This is a genomic window from Pseudomonas lundensis, assembly GCF_015377145.2.
GTDB lineage: Bacteria > Pseudomonadota > Gammaproteobacteria > Pseudomonadales > Pseudomonadaceae > Aquipseudomonas > Aquipseudomonas lundensis.
The window spans coordinates 3,132,606-3,146,792 of record NZ_CP062158.2 but is presented as its reverse complement, the minus strand read 5'-3'; the positions used below and the strand labels follow the sequence as shown (position 1 = coordinate 3,146,792).

Sequence of the window (14,187 nt, the reverse complement as noted above, 5' to 3'; positions counted from 1 at the left end):
TCCTCCGTCCCTGATCTCGCAGGGCACGCCATGTCTCTCGCCGTTCAGCCCTTGAACCCGGTTGAACAGGCCAGCCGGGAAGGGCTTGAGCAGGCGTTCTCGCTGTTCAGTCAGATGTCGACTCAATTGACCGATTCCTACAGCCTGCTGGAAGCCCGGGTGACCGAGCTCAAGGGCGAGCTGGCGGTGGTCAGCGCCCAGCGCATGGCCGAACTGGCGGAAAAAGAGCGGCTGGCCAATCGCCTGCAAAACCTGCTGGACCTGCTGCCGGGCGGCGTGATCGTGATCGACGACCGCGGCCGTGTGCGCGAGGCCAACCCGGCCGCCTGCGAGCTGCTGGGGCTGCCGCTCGAAGGCGAACTGTGGCGGCATGTGATCACGCGCTGCTTCGCGCCCCGTGAAGACGACGGCCATGAAATTTCCCTGATTGACGGTCGACGCCTGTCGATTTCCACCCGCTCGCTGGATGCCGAGCCGGGTCAACTGGTGCTGCTCAACGACCTGACAGAAACCCGGCGCTTGCAAGATCAGCTGGCCCGCCATGAGCGCCTGTCTTCCCTGGGTCGCATGGTGGCGTCGCTGGCGCACCAGATCCGCACGCCCTTGTCGGCGGCGTTGATCTACGCCAGTCATTTGACTGAACAACAGTTGCCGGTCGAGACCCAGCAGCGCTTTGCCGGGCGCCTTAAAGAGCGCTTGCATGAGTTGGAGCATCAGGTGCGGGACATGCTGGTGTTTGCCCGCGGAGAACTGCCCCTCACCGACCGCATTGCCCCCAAAGCGCTGATGCAGGCACTGCAGGCCGCCGCGCAACCCCACGTCGAAGGCATTGCGATGCGCTGGCAGTGCGACATCCATGATGGCGAGCTGCTGTGCAATCGCGACACGTTGGTCGGTGCGCTGCTCAATCTGATCGAAAACGCCCTGCAAGCCGGCACGGCGCAGGTGCGCCTTAAAGTGCACGTGTACGCACGGGGCAACACCTTGCGCCTGTGCGTGAGCGACAGCGGCAGCGGCATCGAGCCGCAGGTGCTGGAGCGTTTGGGCGAGCCGTTTTTCACCACCAAAGCCACCGGCACCGGTCTGGGGCTGGCCGTGGTCAAGGCCGTGGTGCGTGCGCATCAGGGCCAATTGCAGCTGCACTCGCGGCGTGGGCGTGGCACCTGCGCGCTGCTCAGCTTGCCGTTGCTCAGCCTGCAGGCGACGGCGTGCGCGGGGGAGGCGAGCTGATGGCAATGCGCATCAATGTGCTGCTGGTGGAAGACGATCGTGCGCTGCGTGAAGCGTTATCCGACACTTTGCTGCTGGCCGGGCATCGGTTTCGCGCCGTGGGGTCTGCTGAAGAAGCGCTGGAGGCGGTCTCGGCCGAAGCGTTCAGTCTGGTGGTCAGCGACGTCAACATGCCGGGCATGGACGGTCACCAATTGCTCGCCCTGTTGCGGGCGCGGCAACCCCAACTGCCGGTGTTGTTGATGACCGCCCACGGCGCGGTGGAGCGCGCGGTGGACGCCATGCGTCAAGGCGCGGCGGATTACCTGGTCAAGCCGTTTGAACCCAAGGCGCTGCTGGAGCTGGTGGCACGCCATGCGCTCGGCAGTGTGAGCGCAGCTGACGCGCAAGGCCCGGTGGCCATCGAACCGGCCAGCGTGCAATTGCTGGAGCTGGCGGCCCGCGTGGCCCGCAGCGATTCCACGGTGCTGATTTCGGGCGAGTCCGGCACCGGTAAAGAAGTCCTGGCGCGTTACATTCATCAGCACTCTCATCGGGCGACTCAGCCCTTTGTCGCGATCAACTGTGCGGCGATTCCGGACAACATGCTGGAAGCGACGCTGTTCGGCCACGAAAAAGGCTCGTTCACCGGGGCGATTGCGGCGCAGGCGGGCAAGTTCGAGCAGGCGGACGGCGGCACGCTGCTGCTGGACGAAATCTCAGAGATGCCGTTGGGCCTTCAGGCCAAACTGTTGCGCGTGTTGCAGGAGCGCGAAGTCGAGCGGGTCGGCGGGCGCAAGCCGATTGCCCTGGATATTCGGGTCGTGGCCACCACCAACCGCGACCTGGCGGGCGAAGTGGCGGCGGGGCGGTTCCGGGAAGATCTGTTCTACCGGCTGTCGGTGTTTCCGCTGGCCTGGCGCCCGTTGCGCGAGCGCACCGCCGATATTCTGCCGCTGGCAGAGCGCCTGCTGGCCAAGCACATCAACAAAATGAAACACACCGCCGTGCGCTTTTCAGCGGATGCGCAAGCGTGCCTGACGGGCTACGGCTGGCCGGGCAATGTGCGTGAGCTGGACAACGCAATTCAGCGTGCCCTGATCCTGCAACACGGCGGGCTGATCGAAGCGGCGGATTTTTGTCTGTCGGGGTCGGTGGCCTGTGCGCCGCTGTCCTCTTCAAGCAGCGCCAGATTGCCGGCGCCTGCTCAAACCTCCAGCGAACTGACCGGGGAGTCGGCGGGGGCCTTGGGCGATGACCTGCGCCGTCGCGAGTTCCAGATGATAATCGACACCTTGCGCGCCGAGCGCGGCCGCCGCAAAGAGGCCGCCGAGCGTTTGGGCATCAGTCCGCGCACCCTGCGCTACAAATTGGCGCAAATGCGCGATGCCGGTATGGATGTCGAGGCGTACCTGTTCGCCACCCCTTGAACGCAGACGCTCATCATCGCGCAGGGTCGTGCTCCTTCGGTGCGACCACGCGCCGCTCATCTGCCTGCGACCTTTTGTAACGCGATTTGTTCCAGATCAATAAATAACTGGCACCCTTGTTGCTAACACCTCAGTAGATGCTGTGTGAGTGTCAAAAAATTGCGGGCCGTCGGAGAGAGTAGTCCATGAGCCAAGGTATTGAATTTAATCGAATGATGTTGGACATGCGGGCCATGCAAATGGACGCCATGGCCCAGCCGAAATCGGCGGTGCAAGCGCCTGCCGAACTGGGCGCCCCCAGCTTCTCCGATATGCTCGGCAACGCGATCAACAAGGTCAGCGAAACCCAGCAGGCGTCGACCCAGTTGTCGAACGCCTTTGAAATCGGCAAGAGCGGTGTTGACCTGACGGACGTGATGATTGCATCGCAGAAAGCCAGTGTTTCTTTTCAGGCATTGACCCAAGTGCGCAACAAGCTGGTTCAGGCGTACCAAGACATCATGCAGATGCCGGTTTAAGGACGTATTAGGTCATGGCAGAAGCAGTCGCTGATAACGTCCCGGCCAAGGCGGGCTCTACAGAAGGCAAACCGCCGCTGTTCGGGCTGTCTTTTCTGGAAAACCTTTCCGAGATGACCATGCTGCGTCAGGTCGGCCTGATGGTCGGCCTGGCCGCGAGCGTGGCGATTGGTTTTGCCGTGGTGCTGTGGTCGCAACAGCCCGATTACCGGCCGCTGTACGGCAGCCTGGCCGGTATGGATGCCAAGCAGGTCATGGAGACCCTGGCCACCGCCGATATTCCCTACACCGTCGAGCCCACATCCGGTGCGTTGCTGGTCAAGGCCGATGACGTCGCCCGTGCCCGCCTCAAGCTGGCCGCCGCCGGTGTCTCACCGACCGACAGCAACATCGGTTTCGAGATTCTGGACAAGGACCAAGGGCTGGGCACCAGCCAGTTCATGGAAGCCACGCGCTATCGCCGCGGCCTCGAAGGCGAGCTGGCACGCACCATTTCCAGCCTGAACAACGTCAAGGGCGCCCGCGTGCACCTGGCGATCCCGAAAAGCTCGGTGTTCGTGCGCGATGAGCGCAAGCCCAGCGCCTCGGTACTGGTAGAGCTGTACTCGGGCCGTTCGCTGGAGCCGGGTCAGGTGCTGGCGATTATCAACCTGGTGGCCACCAGCGTCCCGGAATTGACCAAATCGCAGATCACCGTGGTCGACCAGAAGGGCAACCTGCTGTCGGATCAGGCGGAAAACTCCGAGCTGACCATGGCTGGCAAGCAGTTCGATTACAGCCGCCGCATGGAAAGCATGCTCACCCAGCGCGTGCACAACATCCTGCAGCCGGTCTTGGGCAATGATCGCTACAAGGCCGAAGTGTCCGCGGACGTGGATTTCAGCGCCGTTGAATCGACCTCCGAACAGTTCAACCCGGACCAGCCGGCGTTGCGCAGCGAGCAGTCCACCAACGAACAACGCACCGCCAGCAATGGCCCGCAAGGTGTACCGGGCGCGCTGAGCAATCAGCCACCGGCCCCGGCGTCGGCGCCGCAGCAAACCGGTCAGGCCACCGCCGCCGCTGGCATGGTGCAGCCAGGCCAGCCGCTGCTGGACGCCAACGGTCAGCAGATCATGGACCCGGCCACCGGCCAGCCCATGTTGGCGCCATACCCGGCCGACAAACGTTCGCAATCGACCAAAAACTTTGAGCTGGACCGCTCCATCAGCCACACCAAGCAGCAACAGGGCCGTGTCAATCGCCTGTCGGTTGCCGTGGTGGTGGACGATCAGGTCAAGGTTGACCCGGCCAACGGTGAAGTCACCCGCGAGCCGTGGAGCACCGATCAATTGGCGCGCTTCACGCGTCTGGTGCAAGACGCGGTGGGCTTTGACGCCAGCCGTGGCGACAGCGTGAGCGTGATCAACGTGCCGTTCTCCGCCGAACGTGGCGAAGTGATTGCCGATATCCCGTTCTACTCGCAGCCCTGGTTCTGGGACATCGTCAAACAAGTGCTGGGTGTGTTGTTCATTCTGGTGCTGGTGTTCGGCGTATTGCGCCCGGTGCTCAACAACATCACCGGTCACGGCCGCAACAAACAAATGGCGTTGGGCAGCGATGCCGAGCTGGGCGGTCTGGGCGGCATCGGCGGCCTGGACGGCGAGCTGGCCAACGACCGGGTCAGCCTCGGCGGTCCACAAAGCATTCTGTTGCCGAGCCCGAGCGAAGGCTATGACGCTCAGTTGAACGCAATTAAAAGTCTGGTAGCAGAAGACCCGGGCCGTGTGGCTCAGGTCGTGAAAGAGTGGATCAACGCTGATGAGTGACAACCGAGCCGCCACCAACCTCAAGCTGACCCGGGTCGACAAGGCCGCGATCCTGCTGCTGTCCCTGGGGGAAACCGACGCGGCCCAGGTGCTGCGGCACATGGGGCCTAAAGAAGTGCAGCGCGTGGGTGTGGCGATGGCGCAAATGCGCAACGTACACCGTGAGCAGGTTGAGCAGGTCATGAGTGAGTTCGTCGAGATCGTCGGCGACCAGACCAGCCTCGGCGTTGGCTCTGACAGCTACATCCGCAAAATGCTCACCTCGGCACTGGGCGAAGACAAGGCCAACGGCCTGATCGACCGCATCCTGCTGGGCGGCAACACCAGCGGTCTGGACAGCCTCAAATGGATGGAGCCGCGTGCGGTGGCGGACGTGATCCGTTTCGAGCACCCGCAAATTCAGGCCATCGTGGTGGCGTACCTGGACCCCGACCAGGCCGGTGAGGTGCTGGGCCATTTTGACCACAAGGCGCGCCTGGACATCATCCTGCGCGTCTCGTCGCTCAACACCGTGCAACCGGCCGCGCTCAAAGAGCTGAACCAGATTCTCGAGAAGCAATTCTCCGGCAACTCCAATGCTGCCCGTACAACGTTGGGCGGTATCAAGCGTGCGGCCGACATCATGAACTTCCTCGACAGCTCGACCGAGGGCCAGTTGATGGACTCGATCCGCGAAATCGACGAAGACCTGTCCGGTCAGATCGAAGACCTCATGTTTGTGTTCAACAACCTGGCCGACGTCGACGACCGCGGCATTCAGGCGCTGTTGCGCGAAGTGTCTTCGGACGTGCTGGTACTGGCGCTCAAGGGTTCGGACGACAACGTTCAGGAAAAAATCTTCAAGAACATGTCCAAGCGTGCGTCCGAACTGCTGCGCGACGACCTCGAAGCCAAAGGCCCGGTGCGTGTCAGCGACGTCGAAACCGCACAGAAAGAAATCCTCACCATTGCTCGCCGTATGGCCGAAGCCGGAGAAATCGTTCTCGGCGGGAAGGGCGGCGAAGAGATGATCTAAGTGAGCAATGCCAAGGGCGAGTCGCCCAGTGATGTGATCCGCGCCCGCGATGTCGGCGGTTTTGACGTGTGGTCCTTGCCCAGCTTTGACCCGTTTCGCGAAGCGCCGGAACCCGAACCCGAGCCGGTCGAAGAACTGCCGGTCGAGAGCGAAGAAGTGCCGCTGGAGGAAGTCCAGCCGCTGACCCTCGAAGAGCTCGAAAGCATCCGTCAGGAGGCCTACAACGAAGGCTTCGCCACCGGCGAAAAAGAAGGCTTTCACAGCACCCAGCTCAAGGTGCGCCAAGAGGCGGAAGTGGCCTTGAGCGCCAAGGTCGGCAGCCTTGAACGCCTGATGAGCAGCCTGTTTGCGCCGCTGGCCGAGCAGGACGAGCAGCTCGAAAAAGCCATGGTGGGGCTGGTCGAACACATGACGCGGCTGGTGATCCAGCGCGAACTGAAAACCGACTCCAGCCAGATCGAGCAGGTGCTGCGCGAGAGCCTCAAATTGTTGCCGATGGGCGCTGAAAACATTCGCCTGTTCATCAACCCGCAGGATTTTGCCCAGGTCAAAGCCCTGCGCGAGCGGCATGACGCCACGTGGCGGATCCTCGAAGACGACACCTTGCAGCCGGGCGGTTGCCGGGTCGAAACCGAACACAGCCGGATCGACGCCAGCATCGAAACCCGCATCAAGCAGGCCATGAGCCAGTTGTTTGACCAATTGCACGAACAGGCGCTGCACCCGTCTGCGCCGGACATTGACGTCGACCTGGACGCACCGGATGCACCTTAAACGCACCAGTTTTGCCAAACGCCTGAGCACCTATTCGCCTGCCATCACCTTGCCCGGCCAGCCCATTGTCGAGGGCCGCCTGCTGCGCATGGTCGGCCTGACGCTTGAAGCCGAAGGTTTGCGCGCGGCCATGGGCAGCCGTTGCCTGGTCATCAACGACGACAGCTTTCACCCGGTGGAAGTCGAAGCCGAAGTGATGGGGTTTTCGGGCAGCAAAATCTTCCTCATGCCGGTGGGCAGTGTCGCCGGTATTGCGCCGGGCGCCCGTGTGGTGCCGTTGGCAGACACCGGGCGCTTGCCCATGGGCATGAGCATGCTCGGCCGCGTGCTCGATGGCGCCGGGCGGGCACTGGACGGCAAAGGCGGGATGAAAGCCGAAGACTGGGTGCCGATGGACGGCCCGACCATCAACCCGCTCAAGCGCAACCCGATCAGCGTGCCGCTGGACGTGGGCATCCGCAGCATCAACGGTTTATTGACGGTCGGTCGCGGCCAGCGTCTGGGCCTGTTTGCCGGTACGGGCGTGGGCAAGAGTGTGCTGCTGGGCATGATGACCCGCTTTACCGAGGCCGACATCGTGGTGGTGGGGCTGATCGGTGAGCGGGGCCGTGAGGTGAAGGAGTTCATCGAACACATCCTCGGCGAAGAAGGCCTCAAGCGTTCGGTGGTGGTGGCCTCGCCAGCGGATGACGCGCCCTTGATGCGCATGCGCGCAGCCATGTATTGCACGCGGATTGCCGAATACTTTCGCGACAAAGGCAAAAACGTCCTGTTGCTGATGGACTCGCTGACCCGTTTCGCCCAGGCGCAGCGGGAAATCGCCTTGGCGATCGGCGAGCCGCCTGCGACCAAGGGGTATCCGCCTTCGGTGTTCGCCAAGCTGCCAAAACTGGTGGAGCGGGCGGGTAACGCCGAAGCGGGCGGTGGGTCGATCACCGCGTTCTATACCGTGCTGTCCGAGGGGGACGACCAGCAAGACCCGATTGCCGACTCGGCGCGGGGCGTGCTGGACGGCCACATCGTGCTGTCCCGGCGACTGGCCGAAGAAGGCCATTACCCGGCCATCGACATCGAAGCGTCCATCAGCCGGGTCATGCCCTCGGTGGTCAACGAAGAGCACATGCGCCGCGCGCAGCAATTCAAGCAGTTGTGGTCGCGCTTCCAGCAGGCGCGGGACTTGATCAGCGTCGGCGCCTACGTACCGGGCGGTGACCGCGAAACCGACACCGCAATTGCCCTGCAACCGGCGATGGTGGCGTACCTGCGCCAAGGGCTGAACGACAACATCAGCCTGGGCGAAAGCAGTGGCCATCTGGGGTCGATTTTTGCCCCGGCCCCGGGCGGCTAATCCCTGATGGCCAGCGGGGGAAGAGCGGCGCGTCTAGCGCCAGTGGTGGACATGGCCGAAAGCGCCGAAAAAGCCGCGGCGCAGCGCCTCGGGCATTTTCAGGGGCAAGTGAACCTGGCCAACAGCAAGTTGGGCGACCTGGAAAACTTCCGCGCCGAGTACCAGTCGCAATGGGTCGACCGTGGCAGCCAGGGCGTGTCGGGGCAATGGCTGCGCAGTTACCAGTACTTTCTCAACCAGCTTGAAACCGCCGTCTCACAGCAACGGCAGAGTCTGGTCTGGCATGAAAACAACCTCAATAAAGCCCGCGAAACCTGGCAGCAGGCCTACGCTCGAGTCGAAGGGTTGCGCAAACTGGTGCAACGCTACGCCGACGAAGCGCGGCAGCTGGAAGACAAGCGCGAACAAAAGCTGATGGACGAGCTGTCCCAGCGCCTGCAGCGCCGCGACACGTTATAAGTCCGCCGGATTCCCGCCACGGGAGGTGAAATCGTCATCGCCGTCTATAGTTCTTGGCACCCGACCTCAGATAAGGATGCGTGCCCATGGCTGTCACTTCAACATTGACGGAGGATGATAAAAAACTGACGTTAGCGATCAAGGGGCGTTTTGATTTCGTCCAGCATCAAGATTTCAGGCACGCCTACGAACAGCAGGACTCCAAGCCTGATCAGTTTGTGGTTGACCTCAAGGACACCACTTACGTCGACAGTTCTGCCCTGGGCATGCTGTTGCTGTTGCGTGACTACGCCGGGGGCGATGAGTCGGATGTGCGGATCGTCAATTGCAATGCCGACGTGCGCAAAATCTTCGCCACTTCCAACTTCGACAAGCTGTTTGATATCAGTTGAACGGGTCACACGCAGATATCCAGCCGCTCACCCTGCTGATCGCTGAAGACAGTGCGGTCGACCGCTTGTTGCTCTCGCGCATTGTCAGCAAGCAGGGGCATCGCGTGTTGCTGGCCGCCGATGGCGCCGAAGCGGTGGCGCTGTTTGCCGAGCAGCGCCCGCAACTGGTGCTGATGGACGCGCTGATGCCGGTCATGGACGGCTTTGAAGCCACGCGGCAGATCAAGGCGCTGGCTGGCGAGACGCTGGTGCCAATCATTTTCCTCACCTCGCTCGAACACGCCGACGCCTTGACCCGTGCGATGGAAGCCGGGGGCGATGATGTGCTGATCAAGCCCTATAACCCGCAGGTGCTGGCCGCCAAGATCACCGTCATGGACCGCTTGCGACGCCTGCAGGACACGGTGTTGCAGCAACGCAACCTGATCGCCCGGCACAACACCTACCTGCTCAATGAACAGCGAGTGGCCAAGGCCGTGTTTGACCGGGTGGCGCACTCGGGGTGTTTGAAGGCGTCGAATATTCAGTATTTGCAGTCGCCTTATGCCTTGTTCGACGGCGATTTATTACTGGCGGCCTACACCCCCACCGGCGATACCCACGTGTTGCTGGGCGACTTCACCGGCCATGGGTTGCCCGCCGCCATCGGCGCCATGCCGCTGGCGGAGGTGTTCTACAGCATGACGGCCAAAGGCTATGGCCTGGCGGAAATCCTGCGTGAGATGAACGCCAAGCTCAAACGCATCCTGCCCGTGGACATGTTTTGCTGCGCCACGCTGGCGTGCGTGAGTGCCCAGCGGCGCATCGTCGAACTGTGGAATGGCGGCATGCCGGATGGCTACTTGCATGCCCAGGCCAGCGGCAAGCGCACGCCGTTGCCGTCCCGGCACTTGCCGCTGGGGGTGCTCACCAGCGACGCCTTTGACGACGCCACCGAGGTGCTGCCCATGGCGCCGGGCGATCAGCTGTTTTTGCTCTCGGACGGGGTCATCGATACCGCAGGCCACGATGAACAACTGTTTGGCGTGCAAGGGCTGGAGCGTGTGTTTGCCCGTAATCGGGACCCGGCACACCTGATTGATGAGGTGGTGCAGGCGCTGCGCGATTTCCAGGGGCAAAAGCGCGATGACGTGAGCCTGGTGCAAATCACTTCGCAGTTGCCGCAATCCTGGGACCTGCCGCCGATTCTCTACTCCGACAGCGGGCGTTGCAGCCCGCTGGACTGGTCGGCCAGCTTTGAGTTTCGCGCCCAATCCCTACAACAGTTCAACCCGTTGCCCTACCTGTTGCAGTTGTTGATGGAAGTCCATGGGCTGCGCACGCAGGGGGCGGTGATCCACGCGGTGCTGGCCGAGCTGTATGCCAATGCCCTGGAGCATGGCGTATTGGGGCTCGACTCGCGGATCAAGCGCAACGCTGCCGGGTTCGCGCAGTATTACCAGCGCCGGGAAGAGCGGCTGGCAGCCCTTAAAGAAGGATTTGTCCGGCTGCACCTGCGGGTTGAGCCTATGCTCAACGGTGGACGTTTAGTGATACAAGTTGAAGACAGCGGAAAAGGATTCGATGTCCACAACGTATTGGCGCGTCCCCTGGACAAAGGGCGCCTGTCGGGGCGCGGCGTGAGCCTGGTGCGTCAACTCTGTCCTGCGGCGCGCTGGTCAGACGATGGTCGCAGCGCGTACGTGGAGTTTTCGTGGGAGGCTCTGGCATAATCCGCCCCATTCTTGATCAAGGAGTGAACAAGTGTCTGATCTACACATGGACCCGGCTGTTGTGAGCGCATTGCGTGACGTGATGGAGGGCGGGTTTGCCGACCTGCTGGACACCTTTATCGCGGACTCGGACGAACGTCTGCAGCAATTGCATCTGGCGCGTGGTCCTACCGAGCTGATGGCGGTTGCCCACAGCTTTAAAGGCAGCAGCAGCAACATGGGTGCCATTCGTTTGGCGCGCTTGTGCGCCGAACTCGAAGCCGGGGTGCAAAAAATGTCGGTGGACGGCATCGAAGCGCTGGTGCTGAACATCGACCGTGAATACCAAACCGTGCGCCGACTGTACAGCGCCGAACGCAAGCGCTGCGGGGCGGCACACGTGGTTTCCCACTGATGGGCGCAAAGCTGGCCCGAACCTTGCTCTGAATCTCTGACCTGTACCTACGCCAGCCCGTACAGTGGAGACCTTACATGCCGCTTGCCGCCAACCCGCTTCTTCAGACACCTGCCGCCGCTGCGTCCAAAGCCGCTGCGGCGAATGCGTCCCAGCCTGCTGTTGAGCCCAACAAAACCGGGGGGGCGCCGTTCTCGAAGGTGTACGCCAAAGCGTCGCAAGACACCGCGTCCAATGCCGCCGATAAAGTCGCCAAACCGTCGCGCGACAAGGGGGCGGATGCGCCAGCCAGGCCTGATGTGCGCAACGACAAAAGCGCTGGCAAACCGGCGAACGTTGCCGATAGCGGCAAACCCTTGCCTGGCGGCAAGCGCGCCGACAATGCCCGTGATGACCAGGATGCCAGCACGACGTCGGCGTCCGATGACGTGGCTTCCACCGATCCGTCCACGCTGACGCCCGTGGCCCCGACCACCCCGCTGACACCACCGGTGGCGGACGTACCGGTTGACGCTGTTGCGCCACAACCCGAGGTGCAGGCGCCGCAACTGGCTGCGGCGGCCACGGCGGCTGCGGTTCAACCTCAGCCAGTGGCCGATGACACCTTCGACCCCGAGGCTGATCCCCTCGACGACCTGCCGGCGGTACGCCTGGCCATGGAGCAGGGCGGGCACGTGTCCGCCAGCAGTCAGGCACCGACCAAAAGCACTTCTGCTGATACCGCTGCACCGGCTGCTCAAACCCAGGGGCAGGCCAGCGGCATGGCCCTGCTGATCGAGCCGAAAACCGACTCCCAAACCACCGGCGAAGGCGGCGAAAAGGCCTTCAAGGGGTTGGTGGACGATGGCCTTAAAGACTTGAAAAGCGCCTCCAGCGACACCCGTGTCGACGACTTCGCCAATCGTCTGGCGGCCTTGACCCAAGCAGCTGTGCCTAAAACCGCCAATGCCTTGCCGGTCAACCAGCCCTTGGCCATGCACCAGAACGGCTGGTCTGAAGAAGTGGTCAACCGGGTGATGTACCTGTCCAGCGCCAACCTCAAGTCGGCGGACATTCAGCTGGAACCCGCCGAACTGGGGCGACTGGACATCCGCGTCAACATCGCGGCCGACCAACCGGCGCAAGTGAACTTCATGAGCGGCCACGCCGGTGTGCGTGAAGCGCTGGAAGGGCAGATGCACCGTCTGCGTGAGATGTTCGCCCAGCAGGGCATGGGGCAAGTGGACGTCAACGTGTCGGATCAATCGCGCAATTGGCAGGGCCAGGGGCAGGAGCAACAAGGCCAGCACCGCGCCAATGGCACAGGCAACGGTGGGCGGGCGGACGGCGCTGTGGAGGACGACCTGTCCGTGGCGGCCGTTGACGCCGCAGCGCCGAGTGTGATCCTGGGCTCCAGTGCGGTGGATTACTACGCCTGATAACTGGCTAGCAGCCTTGCGCAGCGGCTCCCCTTAACGGTGCAGTCGCTGCCGCGCACCGCGCGGTTATCGCCGTGCCATCGCGCCCCAACCCCGCTCAAGCCAAACAATGCCCGCCCGACACTCACTTCTGGCATAACACTTGCTCTTGCCTAGCCATGCACCTGTGAAAACCGAATAGTGACGGATTATTGGCATGGCGAAGAGCGACGCAGTGAAAGACCCCGCCCAGAAAGGCAAACTCAAGCTGATTATCCTGATCGTCGTGGCGTTGCTGCTGGCGATTGGCCTGTCCGTGGGCGCCACCTGGTATTTCATGCACAGCGCCCAGAGCAAGCCCGAGGTGGTGGTTGACCCGAACGCTAAAGTCCCGGCGATCTACGAGCCGATGGCGCCTGCGTTTGTGCTCAATTACAACGCCAATGGCCGCCAGCGCTACATGCAAGTGAGCATGACCCTGCAAGCCCGAAACCAGGCCGATCTGGACGCGCTCAAGGTTCACATGCCAGTGATCCGCAACAATCTGGTCATGTTGTTCTCCGGGGAAACCTTCGACAGCATCGCCACGCCGGTCGGCCAGGAAATGTTGCGTCAAAAAGCCACTGCCAGTGTGCAAGCCGTTGCGCAAAAAGAGCTCGGCAAAGTGGTGGTCGATCAGGTGCTCTTTACTAACTTCGTATTGCAGTAGGATCACGACATGGCCGTGCAAGACCTGCTGTCCCAGGATGAGATCGATGCGCTGTTGCATGGCGTCGATGACGGTCTGGTACAGACCGAAATGGCTGCCGAACCCGGCAGTGTCAAAAGTTACGACCTGACCAGTCAGGACCGTATTGTTCGCGGGCGCATGCCGACCCTCGAAATGATCAACGAGCGTTTCGCGCGCTACACCCGCATCAGTATGTTCAACATGCTGCGCCGCTCGGCCGACGTGGCCGTGGGCGGGGTGCAGGTGATGAAGTTCGGTGAGTACGTGCATTCGCTGTACGTGCCCACCAGTTTGAACCTGGTCAAGATCAAGCCGCTGCGTGGCACGGCGCTGTTCATCCTGGACGCCAAGTTGGTGTTCAAGCTGGTGGACAACTTCTTCGGCGGCGACGGGCGTCACGCCAAGATCGAGGGCCGTGAATTCACGCCCACCGAGTTGCGCGTGGTGCGCATGGTGCTGGAGCAGGCTTTCATCGACTTGAAAGAAGCCTGGCAGGCGATCATGGAAGTCAATTTCGAGTACATCAACTCGGAAGTGAACCCGGCCATGGCCAACATCGTCGGCCCGAGCGAGGCGATTGTGGTCTCCACCTTCCACATCGAGCTGGACGGCGGTGGCGGCGACCTGCACGTGACCATGCCGTATTCGATGATCGAGCCGGTGCGCGAGATGCTCGACGCCGGTTTCCAGTCCGACCTCGACGATCAGGACGAACGCTGGAGCAAAGCGCTGCGTGAAGACGTACTCGACGTCAGCGTGCCGCTCAGTGCCACGGTGGCCCGTCGCCAGTTGCGGCTGCGGGACATTCTGCACATGCAGCCCGGCGACGTGATCCCCATCGAGTTGCAGGACGAGCTGGTCATGCGTGCCAATGGCGTGCCGTCGTTCAAGGTCAAACTGGGCTCGCACAAGGGCAATCTCGCCCTGCAAGTGGTTGAGCCCATCGACCGGCGCTAAGCGCCGGTTTCAAGAATTCGCTGTGTAACTGATTGACTGCCCGC

At 62.3% G+C, this 14,187-nt stretch carries 14 protein-coding genes; all 14 read left to right on the top strand.

Features of this window, described 5'->3' with window-relative positions; genetic code table 11:
• The first annotated feature begins 30 nt into the window (after nucleotides 1-30).
• The 14 genes from IF654_RS14760 to fliM all read left to right on the top strand — a co-directional run bounded on the left by IF654_RS14760 (nucleotide 31) and on the right by fliM (nucleotide 14,143).
• Complete coding sequence (locus tag IF654_RS14760; protein WP_052892185.1) at nucleotides 31-1,230, top strand: sensor histidine kinase; 1,200 nt, start codon at nucleotides 31-33, stop codon at nucleotides 1,228-1,230.
• Nucleotides 1,231-1,235: 5 nt separating this feature from the next.
• Nucleotides 1,236-2,639: a sigma-54-dependent transcriptional regulator gene (locus IF654_RS14755; protein WP_095009671.1), complete on the top strand. Its 1,404-nt coding sequence runs from the start codon at nucleotides 1,236-1,238 to the stop codon at nucleotides 2,637-2,639.
• Nucleotides 2,640-2,824: 185 nt separating this feature from the next.
• Nucleotides 2,825-3,157, top strand: coding sequence for a flagellar hook-basal body complex protein FliE (gene fliE, locus IF654_RS14750; protein WP_047275959.1), 333 nt, complete (start codon nucleotides 2,825-2,827; stop codon nucleotides 3,155-3,157).
• 14 nt (nucleotides 3,158-3,171) lie between these two features.
• Nucleotides 3,172-4,965 carry a flagellar basal-body MS-ring/collar protein FliF gene (gene fliF / locus IF654_RS14745; protein WP_047275957.1) on the top strand — a complete coding sequence of 598 codons (1,794 nt, stop codon included), beginning with the start codon at nucleotides 3,172-3,174 and terminating at the stop codon, nucleotides 4,963-4,965.
• Nucleotides 4,958-5,980, top strand: coding sequence for a flagellar motor switch protein FliG (fliG, locus tag IF654_RS14740; RefSeq protein ID WP_047275955.1), 1,023 nt, complete (start codon nucleotides 4,958-4,960; stop codon nucleotides 5,978-5,980). The genes fliF and fliG overlap by 8 nt, the downstream gene beginning before the upstream one ends.
• Nucleotides 5,981-6,754 carry a flagellar assembly protein FliH gene (gene fliH / locus IF654_RS14735; RefSeq protein WP_047275953.1) on the top strand — a complete coding sequence of 258 codons (774 nt, stop codon included), beginning with the start codon at nucleotides 5,981-5,983 and terminating at the stop codon, nucleotides 6,752-6,754.
• Nucleotides 6,744-8,102 (top strand): flagellar protein export ATPase FliI, encoded by a 1,359-nt coding sequence (gene fliI / locus IF654_RS14730; protein ID WP_047275952.1) that lies wholly within the window; start codon nucleotides 6,744-6,746, stop codon nucleotides 8,100-8,102. The genes fliH and fliI overlap by 11 nt, the downstream gene beginning before the upstream one ends.
• Before the next feature lie 6 nt (nucleotides 8,103-8,108).
• Complete coding sequence (gene fliJ, locus IF654_RS14725; protein ID WP_047275950.1) at nucleotides 8,109-8,561, top strand: flagellar export protein FliJ; 453 nt, start codon at nucleotides 8,109-8,111, stop codon at nucleotides 8,559-8,561.
• An 86-nt stretch (nucleotides 8,562-8,647) separates the two neighbouring features.
• The gene (locus tag IF654_RS14720) at nucleotides 8,648-8,953 is read left to right on the top strand and encodes an STAS domain-containing protein (RefSeq protein WP_047275948.1); all 306 of its coding nucleotides are present in this window, start codon (nucleotides 8,648-8,650) and stop codon (nucleotides 8,951-8,953) included.
• Nucleotides 8,950-10,665: an ATP-binding SpoIIE family protein phosphatase gene (locus IF654_RS14715; RefSeq protein ID WP_186348381.1), complete on the top strand. Its 1,716-nt coding sequence runs from the start codon at nucleotides 8,950-8,952 to the stop codon at nucleotides 10,663-10,665. Before IF654_RS14720 ends, IF654_RS14715 begins: the two co-directional genes overlap by 4 nt.
• 31 nt (nucleotides 10,666-10,696) lie before the next feature.
• Nucleotides 10,697-11,059 carry an Hpt domain-containing protein gene (locus tag IF654_RS14710; protein WP_094987482.1) on the top strand — a complete coding sequence of 121 codons (363 nt, stop codon included), beginning with the start codon at nucleotides 10,697-10,699 and terminating at the stop codon, nucleotides 11,057-11,059.
• Nucleotides 11,060-11,136: 77 nt separating this feature from the next.
• The gene (locus IF654_RS14705; protein WP_047282784.1) at nucleotides 11,137-12,477 is read left to right on the top strand and encodes a flagellar hook-length control protein FliK; all 1,341 of its coding nucleotides are present in this window, start codon (nucleotides 11,137-11,139) and stop codon (nucleotides 12,475-12,477) included.
• Nucleotides 12,478-12,673: 196 nt separating this feature from the next.
• Entirely contained in the window at nucleotides 12,674-13,165 is a 492-nt protein-coding gene (fliL, locus tag IF654_RS14700) for a flagellar basal body-associated protein FliL (protein WP_047275942.1), read from the top strand.
• 9 nt (nucleotides 13,166-13,174) lie between these two features.
• Nucleotides 13,175-14,143: a flagellar motor switch protein FliM gene (fliM, locus tag IF654_RS14695; RefSeq protein ID WP_047275940.1), complete on the top strand. Its 969-nt coding sequence runs from the start codon at nucleotides 13,175-13,177 to the stop codon at nucleotides 14,141-14,143.
• Nucleotides 14,144-14,187: the final 44 nt, after the last annotated feature.